Annotated in this window: 17 protein-coding genes; 3 read left to right on the top strand and 14 right to left on the bottom strand. The window is 70.3% G+C overall.

Going from position 1 to position 23,191, the window contains the following annotated elements:
• Window positions 1-14: 14 nt before the first annotated feature.
• The 8 genes from ABE505_RS11465 to gspG are packed head-to-tail and all read right to left on the bottom strand — an operon-like array spanning window position 15 to window position 5,516.
• Window positions 15-866 carry a hypothetical protein gene (locus tag ABE505_RS11465; protein WP_346445693.1) on the bottom strand — a complete coding sequence of 284 codons (852 nt, stop codon included), beginning with the start codon at window positions 864-866 and terminating at the stop codon, window positions 15-17.
• Window positions 856-1,494, bottom strand: coding sequence for a type II secretion system protein GspM (gene gspM, locus ABE505_RS11460; RefSeq protein ID WP_346445695.1), 639 nt, complete (start codon window positions 1,492-1,494; stop codon window positions 856-858). Before gspM ends, ABE505_RS11465 begins: the two co-directional genes overlap by 11 nt.
• Entirely contained in the window at window positions 1,484-2,665 is a 1,182-nt protein-coding gene (locus tag ABE505_RS11455; protein WP_346452317.1) for a PilN domain-containing protein, read from the bottom strand. The genes gspM and ABE505_RS11455 overlap by 11 nt, the downstream gene beginning before the upstream one ends.
• Window positions 2,662-3,513 carry a type II secretion system minor pseudopilin GspK gene (locus tag ABE505_RS11450; RefSeq protein ID WP_346445699.1) on the bottom strand — a complete coding sequence of 284 codons (852 nt, stop codon included), beginning with the start codon at window positions 3,511-3,513 and terminating at the stop codon, window positions 2,662-2,664. Before ABE505_RS11450 ends, ABE505_RS11455 begins: the two co-directional genes overlap by 4 nt.
• Window positions 3,510-4,148 (bottom strand): prepilin-type N-terminal cleavage/methylation domain-containing protein, encoded by a 639-nt coding sequence (locus tag ABE505_RS11445; RefSeq protein WP_346445701.1) that lies wholly within the window; start codon window positions 4,146-4,148, stop codon window positions 3,510-3,512. The genes ABE505_RS11450 and ABE505_RS11445 overlap by 4 nt, the downstream gene beginning before the upstream one ends.
• A complete protein-coding gene (locus ABE505_RS11440; RefSeq protein WP_346445702.1) occupies window positions 4,145-4,585 on the bottom strand; it encodes a prepilin-type N-terminal cleavage/methylation domain-containing protein in 441 nt (146 codons plus the stop codon). Before ABE505_RS11440 ends, ABE505_RS11445 begins: the two co-directional genes overlap by 4 nt.
• Window positions 4,582-5,058 (bottom strand): GspH/FimT family pseudopilin, encoded by a 477-nt coding sequence (locus tag ABE505_RS11435; RefSeq protein WP_346445703.1) that lies wholly within the window; start codon window positions 5,056-5,058, stop codon window positions 4,582-4,584. Before ABE505_RS11435 ends, ABE505_RS11440 begins: the two co-directional genes overlap by 4 nt.
• A 23-nt stretch (window positions 5,059-5,081) precedes the next feature.
• Window positions 5,082-5,516 (bottom strand): type II secretion system major pseudopilin GspG, encoded by a 435-nt coding sequence (gene gspG / locus ABE505_RS11430; protein WP_346445705.1) that lies wholly within the window; start codon window positions 5,514-5,516, stop codon window positions 5,082-5,084.
• Between the two features lie 165 nt (window positions 5,517-5,681).
• Between gspG and ABE505_RS11425 the strand changes: the two genes are divergently transcribed.
• From ABE505_RS11425 to ABE505_RS11415, 3 genes are read left to right on the top strand one after another with little or no spacing between them, the layout of a single operon-like run.
• Window positions 5,682-6,005 (top strand): hypothetical protein, encoded by a 324-nt coding sequence (locus tag ABE505_RS11425; RefSeq protein WP_346445707.1) that lies wholly within the window; start codon window positions 5,682-5,684, stop codon window positions 6,003-6,005.
• Entirely contained in the window at window positions 6,002-7,570 is a 1,569-nt protein-coding gene (locus ABE505_RS11420) for a PepSY-associated TM helix domain-containing protein (protein WP_346445708.1), read from the top strand. Before ABE505_RS11425 ends, ABE505_RS11420 begins: the two co-directional genes overlap by 4 nt.
• Entirely contained in the window at window positions 7,567-7,875 is a 309-nt protein-coding gene (locus ABE505_RS11415; protein ID WP_346445710.1) for a DUF3325 domain-containing protein, read from the top strand. The genes ABE505_RS11420 and ABE505_RS11415 overlap by 4 nt, the downstream gene beginning before the upstream one ends.
• Before the next feature lie 87 nt (window positions 7,876-7,962).
• On the opposite strand, the gene ABE505_RS11410 is transcribed toward ABE505_RS11415, so the two are convergent.
• The 6 genes from ABE505_RS11410 to ABE505_RS11385 all read right to left on the bottom strand — a co-directional run bounded on the left by ABE505_RS11410 (window position 7,963) and on the right by ABE505_RS11385 (window position 23,089).
• Window positions 7,963-9,180 carry a type II secretion system F family protein gene (locus tag ABE505_RS11410; RefSeq protein ID WP_346445712.1) on the bottom strand — a complete coding sequence of 406 codons (1,218 nt, stop codon included), beginning with the start codon at window positions 9,178-9,180 and terminating at the stop codon, window positions 7,963-7,965.
• A 49-nt stretch (window positions 9,181-9,229) separates the two neighbouring features.
• Window positions 9,230-10,963 (bottom strand): type II secretion system ATPase GspE, encoded by a 1,734-nt coding sequence (gene gspE, locus ABE505_RS11405; protein WP_346445713.1) that lies wholly within the window; start codon window positions 10,961-10,963, stop codon window positions 9,230-9,232.
• A 60-nt stretch (window positions 10,964-11,023) separates the two neighbouring features.
• Complete coding sequence (locus ABE505_RS11400; protein WP_346445714.1) at window positions 11,024-11,650, bottom strand: DUF2242 domain-containing protein; 627 nt, start codon at window positions 11,648-11,650, stop codon at window positions 11,024-11,026.
• Window positions 11,651-11,760: 110 nt separating this feature from the next.
• Window positions 11,761-12,144, bottom strand: a complete 384-nt coding sequence (locus ABE505_RS11395; RefSeq protein ID WP_346445716.1) for a hypothetical protein — start codon at window positions 12,142-12,144, stop codon at window positions 11,761-11,763.
• A gap of 352 nt (window positions 12,145-12,496) precedes the next feature.
• Window positions 12,497-14,437 (bottom strand): S8 family serine peptidase, encoded by a 1,941-nt coding sequence (locus tag ABE505_RS11390; protein ID WP_346442942.1) that lies wholly within the window; start codon window positions 14,435-14,437, stop codon window positions 12,497-12,499.
• Window positions 14,438-14,587: 150 nt separating this feature from the next.
• Window positions 14,588-23,089 (bottom strand): ESPR-type extended signal peptide-containing protein, encoded by an 8,502-nt coding sequence (locus tag ABE505_RS11385; protein ID WP_346442940.1) that lies wholly within the window; start codon window positions 23,087-23,089, stop codon window positions 14,588-14,590.
• Window positions 23,090-23,191 lie beyond the last annotated feature (102 nt).

Genomic DNA, 23,191 nt, shown 5'->3' with positions numbered 1-23,191 from the left:
TCATCGACTGGAGTCTACGGATCCTGGACGGGGGTGGGCGACGGCTGCGGCGAGGGCGACGGCCGGGAGGGCGGTTGTTGCTGCTGTTGTTCCTGGCGCAGGCGCGCGCGTCGCTCCTCGATCCGGCGACGGATCGCCTCGACCTGCGCTTCCGCCGTCGCGGCCACGTCGTTGCTGGCCGCCTGCGCAGCGCCCGGCGGTGCGCGATTGCGCCCGCCTGCGCCGCGCTGGCCACGTCCGGCATCGCCGGACTGCGGGATGTCGGGGGGCGGCGGATCGGTCGCGGGCGGCGGCCGACGCAGCGGCATCTGCACCGCGCGGTCCTGGGCGACCGGCGTGGTCATCGGCGTCGGCGGCTGGCCACCGGTGCCGTCGAACACGCGCAGCTCCAGTGTGCGTGGACCCTCGGGACCGTTGAACACGGCGCTGCGCGATTCCACGCTGCCGAGCACCCAGCCGGGCGTGGTCGGCGGCGCCTCGCCGATGCGCAGGCGGATCGATTCGCCGCCCCCGCTGGGTTGCAGGATCGCCATCGCGAAATCGGACGTCAGCAACACGCTGGTCAGCACGAAGTCGAAGCCCGACGCGGCCTCGCCGCCTTCGTCCTGCGGGTCGATGAAGAACGGATGGGGCTTGCGGTCGGCCGAGAACAGCGGTCGCGCCGCGATCTCTCCGTACTGCGACAGCGGTGGCTGGGGGACCACGTCCGGCATCGCCGACGCGGTCGCCGCCGACGGGTCGCCGTCGTCCTCGCGCTGGCCGATGCGCCCGCCCAAACCGGCCAGGGTCAGCACCAGGAACAGCAAGGCCCACGCCGCCACGGCGCCGATCAGCCAGGTCCGGGGATTGAGCCGATCAACCCGCACCGGTCGCCGCCTCCGCGCTAGGCGCCGCCGCGGGGGCGGACGGACCGGGCAGCACATAGCCCGACAGGTCGAAGCTCACGTCGACGCCGCCGCTGGTGGCCCCGGCAGCCAGCGTGTGCCGCTGGCTGAGAATGTTGAGATTGTCGACGAACAGCCGGGGCGTGCCCGCTTCCAGCGAATGCAGCACCGCGGCGAGCTCGGGCATGCCGCAGCGCAGCCGCACCTGCACGGTCGCACGCGGGTAGCGGTCGTTACGACCGCCAGCCAACGGCGAGCGGTTGCTGATCGCGCAACTGCGGTTGCCCGGACTGGCTTCGAGCACCGCGTTCTCGAGCCGCTGCACCAAGGCCGCCGTCGCCAGTTCGACGCTCGCCTGCGGCATGAAGCCGGGCGCCGCCGCCATCGCCTCGCGCGCGCGCTCGAGTTCGGCGCGCACCTGCGGCGCCTGCTCGAGCTCGCGACGGATGCGCAGTTCGCGCTCCTGCAGCGAATCGATACGCGCGCCCAGCTCGCGCATCGGCTGCGTCCACCAGGGGTGCAGCAGCACCAGGTAACCAAGCAACAGCGCGCCCAGGAGCAGGCCCAGCGCCAGCCAACGGTCGCGCGCCGGCACCGGACTATCGGGCATCGTCGGCACGGGCGGCCTCCTGCGGTGGCGGCGCGGTGGGCGCGGGCGGCGGCGCAAGTTCGGCGGTCAAGGTGAAGCGATCCGAGCGCGTCCGCGGGTCGTTCTGCAACGCCCCGGCGAGCGCCGGCGAATGCCACAGGGGCGACCCCTCCAGTTGCCCGACCAGCGCCGAGGCCTCGGTGCTCAGGCCGATCAGCAGAATCCGGTTCCCCTCGATCGCCGCCTTCTCCAGCGAGGTGCTGTCGGGCAGCCGCCGGCTCAGTTCGTCGAGGACGGCCACCGTGGTCGGCCGCGCAGCCCGCTGGGCCTGAAGAAACGCCATGCCCTCGCGCAGGTCGGCCAGTTGCTGGCGCTGCGCGGACGCCGCGCGCGCACGGATCGCCTCGGCTTCGACCTTCGCCTGCAAGGCATCGGCCGCGGCGGCGCGGTTCTCGCGCATCTGCCACAAGCCGGCCATCGTCAGCAGCACGGCGATCGCCGCGAGCAGCCATTGCAGACGACGCTGGGGATCTTCGCGTCGGCGCCGGCGCTCGGCGTCGATCAGGTCGACGCCGAGCGGGCGGTCACCCTCGGCCAGATCGATACCGGCCAGCGTCGGCGCCAAGGCACCGAGCGCCGCGAGCTCCGCTTCGATCGTCGCCCGCGGTACCACCACCAGTTCGACCTCGAGCTGGCCGTCGCCGCGGCGCCCCAGCAGGCGGTGCCCATGACGCACGTCGCCGGCGGCGAACGGCGTCTGCCGGTCGATCTCGAAGCCCAGCACATCGTGCAGGCGATCGGCGGCGGCTTCGGGCAGCAGCATGCGCCTGCGCAATCCCGCCTGGGCGGGCAGCAGCAGCCAGCGCGGCGTCCCGGCCAGGCGCTCGCCGAGCAGCGCCGCCAACGGATCGCCGGCACGGCCCGCCAGTTCAGCAAGCGGCACCTGCGCCAGGTCGCGGGTCTCGCGCGCTTCGTGCAGGACCAGTCGCAGGCCATCGCCCTGCGGCTGCAGCAGGAGACGACGGCCGGACAGCCCGAACAGATCGCGCACGCGCGGCGGCAACCAGGTCGCGAGGGCGGTGCGCCACCACGCCAACGCACTGCGGACGCGGGCCCATGTTCGCCCGTCCGGGCGCCAGCCACGGCGCGGCGGCGCCGACGCGCCCGGGGATGCAGGTGTTGCGGACATCATCGCGGTGAAGCTCCCTCCTCCCAACGCAGCACGCTGTATGCCGTGCCCGGTACGGCGCCAGCGCCGGTCCTGACCACTGCCCGCAATCGCGCGCTCCGCCCCCCTTCGAGCTGCGCACGGCTGTCGATACTATACGTGCCGCTGCCGCCGCCCAGCACTGCCTCGGCAAGCAGTGCGCCGGTGGCCGCGCGTGCGGCCAGAATCGGATCGGCGTCAACGCCCATCGCCTGCAGCACCACCGCATCGGCGAATTGCGGATCGGGCGAAGGCAGACGGCCGTACACCGTCAGGTGCGGCGCCACCGCCTCGAACAGCGCGGGCGTCATCCCGAGCACCTGCTGGACCTCGGCCACCGTTTCGAACGGCGCGTTCTTGGCGCCGTACGCGCGCCCTTGCGCCGCGTACTCGGCGCGCTCGGCGCCGCCCACCGGCTGCACCAGGTCGTCCTCGTCGCGCCAGTCGACGATCGCGCCGGCCACCTGGGCCGCCACGTCGGGCTCGGCGCCTACCGCGTGCAGCAGCGCAGTCAGCAAGTCGCTGCCGGCCGCGTTCAGATCGACCTTTCCCGTCTCGTCGACGATCCGGATGTCCACGGGCATATCGTGGAACTGCCAGGCGTAGGGCCGCCCGTCGGGCTGCCAGCGCAGGGTCGGGTCCGGCAACGCAAGCCGCATCAACGCGTACTCCAGGCCCGCCCGCGCGGCGGCATCGCCCACGGTGCCACGTGCCAGCACGCGCCCCTGCTGGTTCTCGATGCGTGCGCTCAGCGCGAAGGCGCCGACCAACGCCGACAGCAGCACGATCAGCCACAGCACCAGCAGCAGGGCCGCGCCCCGGCTCCGGCTCATGGCAAAGCCTCCTGCTCAGGCTGGCCGCTGCCCTGCGGCAGGGTGACGACCAGCAGCGGCCAGGCGCCGTCGCGCTCGGTCTCGATCGCGATCTCGACCTGCAATGGCAGGGTCGCCGGCCCCCAGCGCTCGCCCCATTCGCCGAGTTCGCCGGTGGTGTCGAAACCTCGATAACGCAGGCGCAGTGCAGTCAGATCGTCGATCAGCGGCTCGGGCGGGCGCGGCGCGGCGTCCTCCACCGTCCGCCCCCCCAGCACCATCGCGAACGCTGCGGTCAGGCGCTGCGGCTTACCGTCATCGTCGACCGCGAGGTCATGCAGGTGCGGCCCGCCCTGCCCCAGGTAGTCCGGCAGGTCGGCGACGAAGCGCAGCCGTTGCGATTCGCCGATAAAGCGCAGCGGCTGGCCGGTGGTCTCGTCGACATCGAAGCCGATCGGCAGCGCCGAGGCGATCCGGCGGCGCAGGAAGCCTTCGACCGCGCGCATGCGCTCGCTGCGCTGGGCCAGCGTCTCGCCGCGCTCGACGGTCGCGGTGGCCGCGCGCAGCGTGGTCAGCGCGAGCGCGAGCCCGGCGGCCAGCAACGCGGTCGCCACCAGCACTTCGATCAGCGTGAAGCCGCGGGCGCTGCGGTTCATGGCGTGGCCGGACCGGCCGCATCGGGAGCATGCAGCCGCAGTGTGCGCAGTTGCAGGCGCTCGCGTGGGCCGGCCTCGCCCCAGTCCATTGCCAGCGTCAGTTCGTACAACTGCGGTCCGCCCTGCGCGAGCGGGGCTGCGGGCGGCAGGTCGGGGTCGACGTACGGCGCCATCGCGAGCGTCCAGCGGTAGCGGCCGTCCTCGAAGCTGCCCGTGCGCTGGCCCGGCGCGACCGGGATTGACAGGCCGACGCCGTCGAGCAGCGAACGCGCGTGCAGCGCGGCGCGCCCGGCATCGGCCGACCAGCGGACCTGCCGGGTGCCGTTGGACAGCGTGCCCAGCAACAGCATCAGGCCCAACCCCAGCACGGCGAAGGCCACGATGACCTCGATCAGCGTGTAACCGGCCTGGCCGCGTCCTGCGCCCGGCCGGTTCACTGCTCGCCCCTGCCCAGCCGGACCTCGCCGGTCAGCCAGGCGACATCGACCTGCCAGACCGCGCCGCGCAGCATCACCCGGATCCGGCCGCCAGTGGCCGCGCCGTCGGCGAAAAATACGATCGCGCCCTCGCTCTGCGAGGTCTGCAGTTCGCGCGCGCCGGTGAATTCGACATCGAGCTTGGCCGGAATCTCGCCATGCCGGCCGTTGGGCGCCTGCCAGGTGCGCGCCTGGGGATCGAGCACGAAGCGCTGCGGCTCGCCGGTCGCGATCGCCTGGGTCCGCGTGTAGCGTAACTGCGCGGCCAGTTGCTTGGCGGTCGACTGCAGCGCGATGCGGTCGAAGCCGCCGCTCATCGCGGCCGCGGCGAGCACGCCGGTCACCGCGATCAGGCCCACGACCAGCAGGACCTCCAGCAGCGAGAAGCCGCGCTGGCGTCCCGGCGGCGCCCGGCCCGAAGGCGGCTGCGGCACCGGCGGTCGCGGCCGCCGCGGGATCATTCGTAGCGGATATCGGCGTTGACGCTGTCGCCGCCAGGCTTGCGGTCGGCGCCGAAGCTGACGATCTCGAAGGGCTGGCCGTCGCCCGGCGCGCGGAATTCGTAGGAGGTGTTCCAGGGGTCGCGGAGTTCGCCTTCCTTCGCGTACGGCCCGAGCCAGCCACCGGCATCGCCGGGCTGGACGACCAGGTCGTTCAGGGCGTTGGGCAAGCGGCCGGTGTCCATCTCGAACTGGTGGACCTTCTCGGCCAGGGTCTGCACTTGGGCCTTGGCCAGGTTGACCCGGGCGCGGTCGCCGCCGCCCAGGATCCGGCTCGCGGCGAAGGCGACGATGCCGCCGATCAGCACGACGACCAGGATGATCTCGATCAGGCTGAAACCGCCCTGTTGCGTCTTGCGGACCCCGCGACGCGATCGGAGGGAGTGGTGCATGGGACGCTGCCTCGTCTTGGGATCGAGTCCGGATTGTATGCCGCACGGACGACCGACCGGGAAGCCGGCATCGGCACGATCGGGGCCACCGCCTTGCTCGCCCACCTAGTTGCAAATGATTCGCATTTGATATCATCGCCATCGCCGCCCAGCCCGACACCGTCAATGCCCACCCCCGCTTCCCCGACCGCCCGCGCCCAACGTGACCGGACGCCGATCGCCGTCCGCCTGGACGTGCTGTGCCGCGTCCTGGTCGCAGTACCCGGCAACTACGCGGCCACCGCGTTGCTGGTCGTGGCGATCGCGCGACTGTGGCCCGGCAGCGCGCTGTCGGCCGCGGTGACGGCGACACTGCTGTCGTTCGTGCTGTTCGCGGCCGGCGTGATGGCCACGTTCGCTGCGCGCGACGGCCTGCGGGCAGGCATGTGGCTGGCCGGCATCGCGGGCGTGGCGGGCACGGTCGTCGCACTGACCGGGGCGCCGGCATGAGCCGCGGCTTTCGCCAGTCGCAGGCCTGGCTGCACACCTGGAGCGGCCTGCTGGTGGGCTGGGTGCTCTACGCGATGTTCCTGACCGGCACCAGCGCGTACTGGCGCGAAGAAATCACCCGCTGGATGACGCCCGAACTGGGCGCGCCGGTCGAGGCCGCGACCGCCACTCGCCAGGCGCTGGCCTGGCTGGAAACGCACGCCCAGGGCGCGGACGCGTGGACCGTGCAGTTGCCCGGGCCGCGCACCACCGGCACCCAGGTATCGTGGCGCATGCCGGGGCAGTCCTTCCGCGAGGCATACGCCTCGCGCACCTGGCTGGATGCCGATGGCCACGCGGTCGCGGTCCGCGACACCCGCGGCGGCGATTTCTTCTACCGGCTGCATTTCGACATGCATTACATGCCGGTGCTGTGGGGGCGCTGGCTGGCCGGCATCTGCGCGATGTTCATGCTAGTGGCGATCGTCAGCGGCGTGGTCACCCACCGCAAGATCTTTGCCGACTTCTTCACCTTCCGCCGCGGCAAGGGCCAGCGCAGTTGGCTCGACGGCCACAACGCGCTGGCGGTGCTGGCGCTGCCGTTCCACCTGATGATTACCTACACCGGCCTGATCACGCTGATGGCGCTGTACATGCCGTTCGGCGTCGATGCCCGTTACGCCGACGAGCAGGCGTTCTACGCCGAACTGTTCCCGCAGGCGCCGACCGTGACGCGCAGCGGCACGCCGGCGCCGCTGGGCGACATCGAGGCGATGCGCGTCCGCGCGGCCGCCGACTGGCAGCCCGACCGCGTCGACACACTACGCATCGACCTGCCCGGCGATGCCGCCGCGCAGGTCGTGGCCTCGCGCAGTACCGATTCGCGCATCATCTATGACTTCGAATCGATCGCATTCTCGGGCACCAGCGGCGAGCTCGTCTGGCGCACACCGCCGCAAGGCGCGGCGGCCGACACCCGCGACGGCATGGTCGGGCTGCATGCGGCGCGCTTCGCACCGATGACCATGCGCTGGCTGTTCTTCCTGTCGAGCCTGGCCGGCACGCTGATGGTCGCCAGCGGGCTGGTGCTGTGGACGGTGAAACGGCGCGCGCAGTTGCCCGACCCGGCACGCCCGCACGTCGGCTTCCGGTTGGTCGAATCGCTCAACATCGGCTTCGTCGCCGGCCTGCCGGCCGCGATGGCGGTGTTCTTCTGGGCCAACCGGCTGCTGCCCTTCGGCATGGCCGAGCGTGCGCAATGGGAGATCCACTTGTTCTTCCTGTTCTGGCTGGCGTGCGTGCTGCACGCCTGCGTGCGCCGGCCGGTCGCGGCCTGGCGCGAGCAACTGGCGGTCGGCGCCCTGCTGTTCGCAGCGCTGCCGGTCTACAACCTGATCGCAACACGCCACGGGCTGTTCGCCAATCTCGCCGCTGGCGACACGGCGATGGCGACGATGGACATCGGCCTCCTGGTCCTTGGCGCGATATTGGGCTGGATGGCTTGGGCAGTCGATCGCCACGCGCGCCGCGCCCCCGTACGACCGCCACGGCGCGCGCGCGTCGGCGATGCGCAGGTGCCGGCATGAACGGCGCACAGGTCGTGCTGGCCATCTTGCTCGCAGCTGCCGGCTTCACGGCGCTGGCGCTGGCGATGGACCGCCACCACGCTGCGGTGCTCGGCGGCCCGCTCGCGCCTGCGCGGCGGCGCGCATTGCGCGGGGCAGGTGCATTCGCACTCACGCTCGCCGCCGCGTTGTGCGTACATCTCTGGGGCCCGGCGCAAGGCGCCGTCGGCCTGTGGGGCGTGGCGAGCGCAGGCGCCGCGACCGTGCTGTTGTGGCTGCGCTGGCGTGAGCCTGCGCGTGCTGCGCGGCCGCGCAGCACGCGGTGATCGACACCGCGTGATCCGTCGTTGCAACGTGTGCAGAGATGATCCGCTGCTTCCAATCACCCAATCCCCATCACGAGGGGCGGCGTTTCACCCGATCACACTGGTCAGGTCGTAGATCGGCACCAGCACCGCCAGGATCACCACCATCACCACCAGGGCGAGCAGCATCGTGATCGCGGGCACCAAGGCCGCGAGCATGCGGTCGAGCGACTGCCCGGTCTGTTGATCGAAGGTGTCGGCGGTGCGCATCAGCATCGCATCGAGGGCACCCGATTCCTCGCCGACCTGGACCATCTGGATCGCCAATCGCGGGAACCGGCCGCCGCGCGCGAGTGCCGACGACAGCCCGACGCCGTTCTTGACCTCCGCAGCCGCCGCCTCGACATCGGCCGCCAGCGCCAGGTTGCCCAGCACGTTGCGGCCGATGCCCAGCGCCGTGATCAGCGGCACGCCGTTGCGCAGCAGTGTGCCCAGCGTCCGCGCCAGCCGTGCGGTCTCGATGCGCGCGGCCAGCGGACCGGCCAAGCGGCGCTCGAGCAGCCAGGCATCGAAGCGCGCGCGAAACCGGGCGTCGCGCAGCTTCAGCGCGAAGGCGTAGGCCGCGACCACCGGCACGATCAACAGCACGATCCACCAGTCGCGCACGAAGCTGCCGACGCCGAGCACCAAACGCGTGAACACCGGCAGCTCGGCATCGAGGCTGTCGTACATCGCCGCGAACTGCGGCACGACGTAGCCCAGCAGGAACATCAGCGAGGCGCCGACCATGACGATCAGGATCGCGGGATAGATCAGCGCGTTGACCACCCGGCCCCGCAAGGCGCGCGCACGCTCGAGATAGTCGGCCAGCCGCTGCAACGTGTCCTCCAGGCTGCCGCCAGCCTCACCGGCGCGCACCATGTTCACGTACAGCCGCGAGAAGGTGCCGTGCTGGCGCTCGAGTGCGGTCGACAGCGACACGCCACCGCGGACCGCATCGCGCAGTTCGGTGATCGTGCGCTTGGCCTCCGGTTCCTCAGGCAGATCGAGCAGGATCGTCAGGGCGCGGTCGAGCGGCTGCCCGGCATGCAGCAATGTCGCAAGCTGCTGGGTGAACTGCACCAGCCGTTGGCCGGAGAACGGCTTGGGCTTGAACGCCGCCCGCCAGTCGCCGAGTCCGCGTGCTTCGCTCGCCGGACGCGCCTCCACCGGCAGGTGGCCCTGCTCCTGCAACCGCAGCGCGACCTCGGCCTCGCTGGCGGCATCCATGGTGCCGTCGAGCACTTCGCCGCGGGTGTTGAGGGCCTTGTAGCGATAGAGGGTCATCGCATCGTGCTGGGTGTATGGCGGTCGGTGCTGTGCGATTCGTACGGCATCAGGCTTCCTCCGTCACCCGCAGCACTTCCTCGATCGTCGTCAGCCCGCGCAGGGCCTTGGCGATGCCGTCTTCGTACATCGTGCGCATGCCAGCGCGGCGCGCGAGGTCTTCGAGCTCGCCCATGCCCGCATGGCGCATCACCGCGCGCCGGATCTCGTCGTTCATGACCAGGAACTCGACGATCGTCGTGCGTCCCAGGTAGCCGGTCGGCGCCGCGGCCGACGGACCCGGTCGGTAGAGGTGGATCTCGCCCTCGGGCTGATGGCGGCGCAGCTCGAAGCGCTCGATCTCCTCGGGCGAGGCCGCATAGCGCACCGCGTGGGTCGGTTCGAGCCGGCGCACCAGGCGCTGGGCCAGGATGCCGTTGACCGTGGACGTGAGCAGGTAGTCCTCCACGCCCATGTCGAGCATGCGGGTGATGCCGCCGGCGGCATTGTTGGTGTGCAGCGTGCTGAGCACCAGGTGTCCGGTCAGTGCTGACTGGATCGCGATGCGCGCGGTCTCCAGATCGCGCATCTCGCCGATCATGATGATGTCCGGATCCTGGCGCACGATCGAGCGCAGCGCATTGGCGAAGTCCAGGCCGATCTGCGGCTTGGCCTGGATCTGGTTGATGCCCTCGATCTGGTACTCGACTGGGTCCTCGACGGTGATGATCTTCACGTCCGGCGTATTGAGCTGCGACAGCGCGGTGTAGAGCGTCGTCGTCTTGCCCGAGCCGGTCGGACCGGTCACCAGCAGGATGCCGTGCGGTTGGTCGAGCACCTTCTGGAACTGCGGCAGGAATTCGCCGTCGAAGCCCAGCCGCTGGAAGTCGAACACCACCGTCTCGCGGTCGAGCAGACGCATCACCACGCTCTCGCCGTGCGCGGTCGGCACGCTGCTCACGCGCAGGTCGAGCTCCTTGCCCTGCACGCGCAGCATGATGCGTCCGTCCTGCGGCAGGCGACGCTCGGCGATGTTGAGCCGGGCCATGATCTTGATGCGGCTGATGACCGCGGCGGTCAGATTGACCGGCGGGCTCTCGCCATCGATCAGCACGCCATCGACGCGGTAGCGGACCTTGAGCCGGCTCTCGAACGGCTCGATGTGGATGTCGGAGGCGCGCAGCTCGACCGCGCGCTGGATCACCAGGTTGACCAGCCGGATCACCGGCGCTTCGGACGCCAGGTCGCGCAGGTGCTCGACATCGTCGACATCGCCGCCGCCCTCGCCGTCGGCCGACTCGACGATCGTGCCCATCGCACTGCGCCCCTGGCCGTGCCAGCGCTCGATCGCATCGTCGATTTCCGAACGCAGGCCCACCGCCGGCACCGGCTCGCGCCCGGTCGCCAGGCGCACCGCATCGCGTGCGTAAGCATCAAAGGGATCGGACATCCACAGACGCAGGCGGCCATCCTGCTCGCCGATCGGCAGCACGTGGAACTGGCGCAGGAAGCGCACCGACAGCGGCGTCGCGCCTTCTGCCAGCTCGGGCGGCTCGTCGGGCAACTCGCGACCGGCCAACAGCGGCAAGTCGAACTCCGCAGCGCAGGCTTCAGCATGGTCGCGCTCGGACACCAGGCCCAGCCGGGCCAACAGCCCCAGCAGGCTGCCCCCCGCCTCGGCGTGCAAGCGTTGCGCACGGGCGAGATCGACGTCTTTGAGCCGGCCGTTGTCGCGCAGCCGCGCGATGACCCGCAGCTCCGGCGCAGCGGACGACGCCTCGGACCCCTCCAGCACGGCATTCACCAGACACGACCCCAGCGGCGATGGACCGGGCGACTGTAGCAGTTCGGTCGCAGCCGGGGCTCAGCGCGGCGCGTCGTCCCGTGCCGGGCGGTGCAGATCGTCGGGGGGCGGATCCTCGCCGTCCTGGGCCGCTGGCGGGCGGCGGCCCTCGTTCGCTGGACTCGGGACGTAGTAGCCCACCCGCTCGAAGAACCGGCGGTAGAAGCCGGCATCCTGCACGGTGCTGCTGGCCACGCGCACCAGCGAATCTTCGCGACTGCCGATCGGCACCGACAACGAGCCGAGCGCACCGACGCCCAGGCTCGCCGAGTTCGAACTCTTGCGCAGCACGTAGCGGTCGAGCAGCGCACTAACGAACAGCAACGTCCGGTCGCTGCCGCGCGGCACGCACGACACGCGCACCGACAGTTGCGTGTGCACCTCGTCCTCGGGCTGGAAGTTCTTGGTCGCTTCGACCGCGTCATCTCCTGCCTTGCCGACCGCGTAGCCCTGCCCGAGCAATGCCAACCGGGCCGCGCTGCAGGCCTGGGCCGGCGGCAGGGCGTAGGTGCGCGAGTAGATGTCGTCGGCATCGAACGATTCGCCCATGAATGGCACGTCCTCGCGCACGTTGCGCCCACAGCCGGCCAGCAACACGACGGCGACAGGCAACAACACCAGGGCGGGCAACAGACGGAAGCGAACCATCGCAGGCGTACCGAACGGACGAGCCGCGGATGATAGCGACGACGACCGCCGGCGCCCTCGACATCGCCTGCACGGTTCATCGTTCAGCAGGCCGTGCCGGGCGCTCGCGTTCAATGCACGGCCGGCGCCGGGTCGTTGCGCGTCCGCCGCTCGGCCTCGAGCCAGTCCAGGTGCGCGGCGAGCGTGCGACCGGCCGCCTGCGCCTCCGCGCACGCGGCGGCGTCGAGAACTTTGGAAACCGACAGCCGGGTCCGCACACCGGCCCGCCCCTGCACCGCGGCGGTGTGGCGCAGCATCGCCAGCAGCATCGCGGCGCTCGGCGTACTCGCCACCGGGCGACCGGCGAGCACCATCGTCCACTCGCCGTCTTCCAGCGTCGCACCGGCCAACACGCGACCATCGCCGTCGCGCAGCTGCGCATGGATCGGCGTACCCTGCGCGCGGCGGGCGGCTTTCTCGACCGGGGAACGGCGCGGACCGGAAGGTTTGGACATGGCGATCTGGGCGGGAACCTGGCGCGACAGTATCCCAGATGCGGCCTGTACCGCTCGGGCCCGCCCGCTACACGCACAGAGAGAGGCCGACCGTGCGCGACGCCTTCCGTGGGCGACTCCGCATCCGCCCGAAGTCGGGCCGCACGCGTCCAGAACCGGGGTTAGAGTGCAATTTCGCCAGGCGAAATTGCACTCTGACCCCGGTTTTTCGGGTGGGCGGCCCCTGCGCCACTCATCCGAAGTGAACGCCAACGCCCGCCTTGATTCGGGAAAAGCGCCGCAAAAAGCCCGCGGCTGGCCGCGGGCTCGAATGGTGGACCGCACCCGCGTCCTTGCGGGTGCGGCGGCGGTCTTAAACCACCGGAGCCGGCGCCGTGAACTTCGCCTGCAGAGTCACGTTGCTGTAGGCGCGCGTGCCGGCCAGCTTGATGTAGTAGATGCCCGCGGCTGGCCGATTGATCCGGACAGTCTCGGTGTTACCCGGACGCGTCGAGTTCCAGGTCCCGGTCTGTGCCGGCGCCTCGTCGAGGCTGACATGGAGCGAGACGTCACCGCTGCCACCACTGGTGGTGATCGTCAGCGCGCCGGTCACGCCAGCCGGCACTTCGATCGAGTACAGCGTCTCGCTGCCCGCCGTACCCGCCAGACTGCGCATGGGCACGCCATTGCTGATCGGCGTCGAATCCGGCGCGCAGCTCTCGACTTCCGGATCGCACGGCGGCTCGATGGCCTTGAGCACCGCGGCGCCGGCATTGACGATGCCCGGGCCGATCGGCTGGCTGGTCGACGGGGCCACCGTGAAGGGCGTGACGGTGCGCTTGAGCACATCGAGCACTTCCTCCGGGGTGAGCAGCGGCAGCTCAGCGGCCAGGCGCGCGCTCTGGATCAGCGCAACCACGCCAGCGACGTGCGGCGAGGCCTGCGAGGTGCCGGCGGTGCCGTAGGTCGGCGCGCCGGTGATGCTGGCCAGCGGCGTGGGCGTCGTCGTGCTCGGGTTCTTGGCCTGCCACACGAAGCCGTCCTCGATCTGCGTACCCGAGCTGCCGTCGTTGGCGTAGACGCCGCCGCCCGGTGCCGAGATGTCGATGCCGGTGCCGTAGTTGGAGTAGTAGGCACGGCGGCTGGTGATGCCGTTGGAGGCGACTGCGATCGCGCCCGGGCAGTTGGCCGGCGAGAAGTTCGCCACGTCGGCATTGCTGTTGCCCGCGGCGATCACCACGGTTGCGCCGAGCGCATTCGCCTGCGCGATCGCGTCGGCCTCGGCTGCCGAACAGGCCCCGGTGCCGCCCAGGCTCAGGTTGATGACATGCGCGGGGTTGGCATTGGCCGGCACGCCATCCACGTCTCCGCCCGCCGCCCAGATGATGGCGTCGACGATGTCCGAATCGTAGCCACCGCAATGGCCAAGGACGCGGACCGGCAGGATCTTGGCGCCGTAGGCAACGCCGGCGACCGCGACACCGTTGTCGGTCCGCTGCGCACCGGCGGTCCCGGCGACGTGGGTGCCGTGCCAGCTGCTGTTGCGCTGTTGGCAGGTCTCCGCGCCGGGGTAGCCGATCGTCCAGTCACCCAGGTCCCAACCGCCCGCCACGCGGTCATCGGTGGTGCGGCCAGACACGAGCTTGTCGGAGATGAAGTCGTAGCCGGCATCGCCGAGCGAGCTGTCGATGTCGGGGTGTTCGGTAATGCCGGTGTCGAGCACCGCGATCGTGATGCCGTCGCCGTCCGTGAGGTCCCACGCGGCGGGCGCGTTGACGCCGCCGCGGTTGGGGCCGCCATCGCCGGTCACGGTGCCGTCGGGCGCGAGCATGTGCCACTGCCATTCCAGCCCCGGATCGTTGGGGACGTAGGCTGGCTGCACCGGCGCGGCAGCGATCTGGCGCAGACGGTCTGGCGCGACCGACTTGACGTTCGGATCGGCGGCGATCTGGCGCATCAGGGCTTCGGCGGAGACACGGTCCACGCCCTGGGCCAGGCGCATCACCTGATGCCCGGTCGCGAGCGTGCGCAGGTACTGCACGTTGTTCGCCTTGGTGGCACCGCGCACGATGCCCGAGCGGGCAAGCGCGGTACGCACACCCGCAACCGCTGCCTGCTGGTCCTGCCGCTCCCGCGCGCCATCCCGATACTCGACGATGAAGCGTCGGATCGGGGTCGCGTCCGATTGCTGCAATGGCACCTCGGCCCCCGCCTTGTCGGACGGGCGCTGGGTCTTGCCCGCATGGACGGCACCGGTGGCGAGCACCGCACCGACCGCGATGGCCAGGGCGCTGGGGATGATGCTGTTCTTCATTTTGGACCCTCGTTGAAGTTTTGGACCTCGGAAGCGTCGGCACGGCAGCACAAGGCCGCCGCCCCGACGGACGTCGCATGGATGGCAGCAGGTGGCCCCGATGCCATCGAACCGCGGACCGGCGGGCAAAGCCCACCGGTCCCCGCGGGATTACCAGCCGAAGCCGGCGCCCACACCCACGGATTTCTCATCGCCGCTGAACGCACCGCCCACGGTGATCGTGGCGCGTTCGCTGATCGCGCGCTGGTAGCCGAGCGACAGCGCGCTCTCGCCGCCCTGGAAGCCGACACCGACGCCGACGCGGTTCTGCGTGCGGATGCCGGCGGCGCTGGTGGCCATGTTCAACATCGCGGCCCCCATCGCGCCCTGACGGTCGATGCGACGCTCGGTGTCGTAGAACCGGCGATCGACATCGCCCTTGAACGTTTCGAAGCTGTCGTTCCAGGTCGCAAACTTCTGGTCGGTGTAGGCCTTGGACGTGGCCACCGCCTGCGTCGCGGTGGTGTCGGCATAGGCCTTCGCCTCGCTGACCCCTGCGTTGACCTGGCCGACATTGGCCGCGTCGGTCGCAGCGGTACCGGCCGCGACGTTGGTGATCTGACGCTCATTGCCCGCGCTGCCGACCGAGACGGTGTTGGCGCGGTCGGCGACCGAACCCTGTCCCAGCGCCACCGCCCCCTCCGCAGTGACCGACGCCCCCTGTCCCAGCGCCGTACCCGACGCCGCGCTCACGCTCGCACCCTCACCGACAGCCACTGCGTTGGTCGCCTCGGCGGTGATCGTCGTGTTGGCACCGAGCGCCGTGCTGCCGTCCGCGTACACCTTGGCATTGCCGCCGATGGCGGTGTCGTTGGGACCATGCGCGTAGGCATCGCCACCCACCGCCACGCCATTCTGCCCCCCGGTCTGGGCACCGTCACCGACCGCGACACCGTTGGAGCCGTCGGCGATCGTCGCCGGCGTATCGCCGCCCACCGCCACTTGGTCATTGGTGCCGGCGCCGGACTCGATCACCGTCTCGACCTGGCCCACACGCGTCTTGAGCTCGGTGATCTGGTTGTCGAGTGCAGCGAAGGTGTCGCCGATCGAGGTGTAGCTGGCGCCCTGGATCGCGTAGCTCGGCATGCTCAGCGTGCCGGCGGCCGTCATCGTGACACCACCGCCGAAGATGTCGGCCGCCGACTGCATCGCACCGTGAAGCTGGCTTCCGTTGATCGCCTGGGTGCTCGTCGCCGAGACGTCGCCGTTCTTGACGTTGGAGATCACCGTGCCTTCATCGGCCAAGGTGATCGAGCCGTGATCGGCGTCGTCGAAGGTCACCGCGTTCGCAGTGACGCCTTCGATGTCGCCGATACGCCCGTCGAGCGCGTCAACACGACCTTCCACGATGCCGACGCGCTCGTTGGTTTCGAACAACTGGCTGCCGTTAACGGCTTCGGAACTGTCGGCAGCGACCTCGCCAGCCGCGACATTACCGATCACCGTGCCATCGCCCCCCCCCAGCGTGACTCGGGCTTTGCTCTCGTCGTCGTACACCAACGCAGTCTCAGCCAGGTTGCCGACGCTGTCGGCGACGCTGTTGAGTTGCGCCAGATTCACCGCGTCGGTGTCTTCAGTACCGGCCGCGACGTTGGTGATCTGACGCTGTCTCGCCTCATGCGTGACGCCGTACTCGTCGGTCCACACCGCCGACGCACCGACTGACACTGTGCCGGCCCGGTCCGCGCGTGCGCCTTCGCCGAGGGCAACGCTACCTTCGGACACGACGCTGGTGTTGGCACCGAGCGCGAGACCGCCCTCGGCATCGACCATGGCACGGGAGCCCAGCGCTACCCCGCCATCCGCAAGGCCTAAGGCGCCGCGTCCCACAACGATCGCGCCAATGCCGTCAGCGAGCGACGTCGCGCCGATCGCGATCGCCTGGTCAGCAGTGCTCAACGCACCACGTCCCACAGCAATGGCGTTGAGGCCATCGGCCCATGTGTCCATGCCTAACGCGGTCGCGCCTGATCCGTCGGCCCAGGCGCCATAGCCGAACGCCGAGGCATTCGCCGACGTCGCCCATGCGGACGTACCGTATGCCGTGGCACCGTTGGCGGTCGCCCAAGCGTAAGCGCCGGTCGCGGTGGCATCGTCGCCACTGGCCCAAGCATTGCTACCGACGGCTGTGCTCCAGTTACCGGTGGCCCGCGACTTCACGCCGCCGGCATAGCTGTTGTCACCCAGCGCCTGGGCACCATTGCCCAACGCGGTGGCATTCTGTCCCGTCGCAAGCGCGCCCGAGCCGACAGCAGTGCCACCCGCCTCAGCCTGTGTCGATACCAGCACAGCCTCGCCGTCTTCCATGATCGGACTGTTGAACTCGTCGTAAGCCTGGCCAAGGCCGCCGATTGCGACCGCGCCCTCCGCTGCGGCGAAGCTGTTGAAGCCAATGGCCACACTGTTCGCTGCAGACGCGTGTGCACCACTACCGAACGCCGAGGCCCCCAGCGCCGACGCGAGCGCCGACTCACCTGCCGCCGTCGCGTAATCGCCATCCGCATGGGCGGCGCCTTCGCTGTCCTCACCGCCCGACGCGGCGAAGTACTTGTTGTACTGGGTCGCCTGCTCGAGTTGCGAAACATTGACCGCATCGGTCGCCTGCGTACCCGCCGCGACGTTGGTGATCTGCCGCTCGCTGCCTTCCGCGCCGATCGACACACTATCCGCCCGGTCGGCCACCGAGTTCGCACCCAGCGCCACGCTGTTGTCGGCCGACGCGTCGGCCAGGAAGCCGATTGCGGTCGAGTCGACGCCGCTGGCCGAACTGCCGCTGCCCAGCGCCGAGGCACCATCCGCGGTTGCGTAGGCCAACGCGCCGACGGACGTTGTCTGCACACCCGTCGCCTCGGCCAACGTACCGACAGCAGTCGCGCCGACGTCAGTCGCCCAGGCGCCGTTGCCCAGCGCAGTCGACGCCACACCGCTGGCCTCGGTCGTCTGCAGGATCAAGCCCGGGAAGCCGATCAGCAGGTCGCCGTAGTCCGCGATGCCGCCGACCGCCAGGCCGTAGTCGCCGCTGGCGACGCTGCCGTAGCCCACCGCGGTGGCGAAGCCGCCGGTTGCTTCAGAGAACGCACCCAACGCACTCGATCCGTCGGTGATCGCACTGCTGCTGTAGCCGAGCGCCGTCGACTGCGCACCCGTCGCGCTGGCCGCCGCACCAGTGGCCGTACTGAACGCACCGAGTGCCTGCGCACCGGCGCCAAAGGCAGACGCGCCGACTTCGCTGGCGGTCGTCGTCTGGTCGAGCACCACCTCGCCATACTCGTTCTCGTAGTACAGCCAACCGCCAACGGCCGTGCTCGAGTCGCCCTCGGCGACCGCGTTGTAGCCCGATGCCGTCGCGTACTGACCGCTTGCGCTCGCGCCGCTGCCGAAGGCCGACGAACCGACACCCGAGGCATAGGTCGTCGAACCCATCGCGGTCGCATAGTCCGCTTCGGCAATCGCATTCGAGCCTGCTGCGATCGCGTCCTCACCTTCGACATAGGCCTCGCCGTCGCCGGTGGCACGGAAGTAGCGGCCCGCGAGCAGGGCGCCATCCGCGGCAGCATTGAGCTGCGCCAGATTCACCGCATCGGTGTCCTCGGTGCCCGCCGCGACATTGGTGATCTGACGCTCGTTGCCTTCCGAACCGACCGACACGCTGTCCACTCGGTCGGCGACCGAATTCGCGCCCAACGCGACGCTGTTGTCGGCCGATGCGAACGCGTTGACGCCCAATGCAGTGCTGTCGTCGCCTTCAGCAGTGGTGTAGTAGCCCACCGCAGTGGCACGATCGCCGCTGCCCCAGGACCGCGCACCCACCGCAGTCGAAGTCTCGGCCTGGGCATAGGCGAAGTAGCCCAGCGCCGTCGCGCCCACCCCGTCGGCCTGCGCCAGGGCGCCGATCGCAGTGGTGTAGTTGCTCCATGCACCCGATCCCGAGCCAAACGCGGAAGCAGCCGTGCCAGCCGCTTCGGCTGGGACCAGGAAGCCCAAGCCAGGCACCAGATCTCCCATACCGCCAACCGCCGTACTGCCCGCACCGCTGGCCACCGCGCCCCAGCCGACCGCCGTGGCGTACTGGTTCGATGCCTCTGTCGCATATCCGAGTGCAGTGGCACCTCGACCGCTCGCGACGCTGAAGCCACCGTTCGCGACGCTGTAGTCGCCCGCAGCCTCACTCGAGTAGCCAGTCGCCGTGGATTGCAGACCGCTCGCGCTCGAGGCTGCGCCAGTGGCCGTGCTGAATCCGCCAGTCGCCTGCGCGCCTGCACCGAATGCCGAATCGCCGACTTCAATGGCCATTGTCGTCTTGTCGAGCACGACGCCGCCGTTTTCATCCTCGTAGTACAACCAGCCACCAACCGCGGTGCTCGAGTCGCCGTCGGCCACCGCGTTGTAGCCCGACGCCGTCGCGTACTGACCACTCGCACTCGCGCCACTGCCGAACGCCGACGACCCAACGCCCGAGGCGTAGGTGGTCGAACCGACTGCGGTCGAGTAATCCGCTTCGGCGATCGCATTCGAGCCCGACGCGGTTGCGTCTTCGCCCTCGGCGGAGGCTTCGCCGTCGCCGGTCGCACGGAAGTACTGGTTGTAGGCGGTCGCCTCCTGCAACTGGCCCAGGTTCACGGCGTCGGTCGTCTCGGTGCCTTCGGCGACATTGGTGATCTGCCGCTCGTTGCCCGCCGAACCGACCGACACGCTGTCCTCCCGGTCGGCGACCGAACTCGCACCCAGCGCCACGCTGTTGTCGGCCGATGCGCCGGCCAGGAAGCCGACCGCCGTCGAATCCACTCCACTGGCCGAACTACCGCTGCCCAGCGCCGACGCGCCGTCCGCGGTCGCATACGCCAGTGTGCCCAACGATGTCGCCTGCACCCCGGTCGCCTCGGCCAACGTACCGACTGCGGTCGCGCCGAGGTCGGTTGCCAGTGCGCCGTTGCCCAGCGCGGTCGATGCCACGCCGCTGGCCTCGGTCGCCTGCAGGATCAAACCGGGGAAGCCGATCAGCAGGTCGCCGTAGTCCGCGATGCCACCGACCGCCAGGCCGTAGTCGCCGCTGGCGACGCTGCCGTAGCCCACCGCGGTGGCGAAGCCGCCGGTTGCTTCAGAGAACGCACCCAACGCACTCGATCCGTCGGTGACCGCACTGCTGCTGTAGCCGAGCGCCGTCGACTGCGTGCCCGTCGCGTTCGCCGCCGCACCAGTGGCCGTGCTGAACGCACCGAGTGCCTGCGCACCGGCGCCCAGCGCCGACGCGCCGACTTCGCTGGCCGTCGTGGTCTGGTCCAGCAACACGTTGCCGTTCTCATCCTCGTAGTACAGCCAGCCACCAACCGCCGTGCTCGAGTCGCCTTCAGCCAGCGCGTTGTAGCCCGACGCCGTCGCGTACTGGCCGCTGGCGCTCGCGCCGCTGCCGAAGGCCGACGACCCGACGCCCGAGGCGTAGGTCGTCGAGCCGATCGCGGTCGAATAATCCGCCTCGGCGATCGCATTCGAGCCCGACGCGGTTGCGTCTTCGCCCTCGGCGGAGGCTTCGCCGTCGCCGGTCGCACGGAAGTACTGGTTGTAAGCCGTGGCTTCCTGCAGCTGGCCCAGGTTCACGGCGTCGGTCGTCTCGGTACCTTCGGCGACGTTGGTGATCTGTCGTTCCTCACCTGCCGAACCGACCGACACCGTGTTGTCGCGATCAGCCGTGGAGTTGGCGCCCAGCGCCACGCTGTTATCGGCCAAGGCCGTGCTGTAGAAGCCCACCGCCGTGCTGTTCTCGCCGCTGGCCCACGACTCGGCGCCCAACGCGGCGGCATTGGTGCCGGGCGCATAGGCGAAGTAGCCCAGCGCGACGCTACCTTCGCCTTCGGCCTCGGTGAGGGTGCCGACCGCGGTGCCGTTGGTTCCCGAGGCGATCGCGCCGCTGCCGAACGCGGCCGCGCCGTCGCCCGAAGCCCGGGTCGAGACCAGCAGACCCAGGCCGGGGATCAGATCCGCCGGCCCACCGACGGCGACGCTGCTCGCACCACTGGCGATCGCCTGCGTGCCGACCGCCGTTGCATAGTCCGCCGAAGCCGTGGCGATCGCACCGAACGCAGACGACTGCGCGCCCAGCGCCGACGCGCCCACGCCATAGGCCGACGACGCGAAGCCCGCGGCCTCCGCACTTGCGCCAACCGCAGTGCCGGCCACGCCTGCGCTCGTGGCCGAGGTCTCGACCGGCTGCCCACCGAGCGTCAGCAGCGGCTCGCCATTCTCGTCGACAGCATTGCCCCCCACCGCCACGCTCGCCGCACCATGCGCCTCGGCGCCTGCGCCGAACGCCGCACTGTTCTGCCCATCGGCCACGGCGTTGAAGCCGACCGCTGTCGCATTCTCCCCGAGCGCGAACGCGCCGCTGCCGAACGCCGACGCGCCCTGCGCCGAAGCCAGGGCCGATTCGCCCGCCGCGGTGGCGTAGTCGCCGTCCGCATAGGCGGCGTTATCGCTGTCCTCACCACCCGACGCGGCGAAGTACTTGTTGTATTGGGTCGCTTCCTCGAGTTGCGCGACGTTGACCGCGTCAGTCGCCTCGGCGCCCGCCGCGACATTGGTGATCTGCCGCTCGCTGCCCGCCGCACCGACCGACACGCTGTTCTCGCGATCGGCCACCGAGCTCGCACCCAAGGCCACGCTGTTGTCGGCCGACGCACCGGCCAGGAAGCCGATCGCCGTCGAATCGACGCCACTGGCCTCGCTGCCGCTGCCCAGCGCCGACGCGCCGTCCGCGGTCGCGTAGGCCAGCGCACCGAGCGAGGTCGTCTGCACACCGGTCGCTTCGGCCAGCGTACCGACCGCGGTCGCGCCGAGGTCGGTTGCCAGTGCGCCGTTGCCCAGCGCGGTCGATGCCACGCCGCTGGCCTCGGTCGCCTGCAGGATCAAACCGGGGAAGCCGAAGACCAACGCACCGTAGTCGGCGATGCCGCCGACCGACAAGCCGTACTCACCACTGGCGACGCTGCTGTAGCCCACCGCGGTGGCGAAGCCGCCGGTTGCTTCAGAGAACGCACCCAACGCACTCGATCCGTTGGTGACCGCACTGCTGCTGTAGCCGAGCGCCGTCGACTGCGTGCCCGTCGCGTTCGCCGCCGCACCAGTGGCCGTACTGAACGCACCGAGTGCCTGCGCACCGGCGCCCAGCGCCGACGCGCCGACTTCGCTGGCCGTCGTGGTCTGGTCCAGCAACACGTTGCCGTTCTCATCCTCGTAGTACAGCCAACCGCCGACGGCCGTGCTCGAGTCGCCCTCGGCGACCGCGTTGTAGCCCGACGCCGTCGCGTACTGGCCGCTGGCGCTTGCGCCGCTGCCGAAGGCCGAAGACCCAATGCCGGATGCATAGGTCGTCGAACCGACCGCAGTCGAATAGTCCGCTTCGGCGATCGCATTCGAGCCCGACGCGGTCGCGTCTTCGCCCTCGGCGGAGGCTTCGCCGTCGCCGGTCGCACGGAAGTACTGGTTGTAGGCCGTCGCTTCCTGCAACTGGCCCAGGTTCACGGCGTCGGTGACGTTCTCGCCATCGGCAACATTGGTGATCTGGCGCTCAGCACCTTCAGAGCCCACCGAGACGCTGTCCTCGCGATCGGCCACCGAGTTGGCGCCCAGCGCGACGCTGTTGTCGGCCGACGCCACAGCGCCAGTGCCGACGGCGGTCGAGGCGACACCACTGGCCGCGCTGCCATTGCCGAGCGCCGTGGCTTCCTGTGCACTCGCAGACGCCAGCGCGCCGACTGCGGTCGACCACTCGCCCTCGGCCGCCGCCTGGAAGCCGAGTGCGGCCGACATACCGCCGCTGGCAATGCTTTCGGCACCGATCGCGCTCGCGAGTTCGCCCGACGCATCGCTGCCATAGCCCGCCGCCGTGGCTTCGATCCCGGATGCGCTGCTGCCCGCGCCGACGGCAACGCTGCCATCACCGCCGGCCGTCGCATCCGAGCCGGCGGCGAAGGCGACATCGCCGTCGGCAGCCGCCGCACCTTCGCCGGTCCCCGCGACGTACTGCGCAGTCACATCCGCGACGGCGGCAACGGCATCGAGCTGCGCGCGGTTCACGGCATCGGTGGCCTCTACGCCCGCGGCCACGTTGACGATCTGGCGCTCCTCGCCTTCGGCACCTACGGACACCGTATTGGCGCGGTTCGCGCGCGAATTGGCACCCAGCGCGACACTGTCGGCGGCGATCGCGCGTGCATTCGCACCGAGTGCGAGCGCCTGGAGGGCCGTGGCGCGGGCCGACGCGCCGAAGGCACCCGAGGCGAACCCGGTGGCGACCGTCTGCGTGCCCACGGCGGTGGACGTCACACCGCCCGCCTGCGCTGCACCACCAATGGCGACCGCCCCCACCGCAGCACTCGCGCCCCCCGGCACGATGCATTCGTAGGTCACGCCGCCAACCGTGCACTCGGCGAGCTCGCCGATGGCGACCTGTGCCCAGGCAGCAGGCATGGCAGCCATCAGCGCCAGCGCCAGCAGCGCGGGCCGTGCGCTCCGACCGACGGCGATGGCCGCACCGACGCCGTCGCCGGTCGCCAGTTCGGAGGCGACGACGATCTGGCCGAGCGACTTGTTCCACACCTTGCGATAGATCCGGTTCATACGGCTTCCCCTCGGAGTGCTTGTTGGTCTGATGGAATACGGGCGAAAAAAAAGCCGCAGGTCGACGATCGACCGAGCGGCTTTGCGATGGAATTCAGTGGG

Origin of the sequence: Luteimonas sp. TWI382 (assembly GCF_039674545.1) — a bacterium.
In the GTDB taxonomy this organism is placed as follows: Bacteria; Pseudomonadota; Gammaproteobacteria; order Xanthomonadales; family Xanthomonadaceae; genus Luteimonas.
The sequence above is the reverse complement of the archived record's forward strand: the minus strand, read 5'-3'. Positions and strand labels throughout refer to the sequence as shown.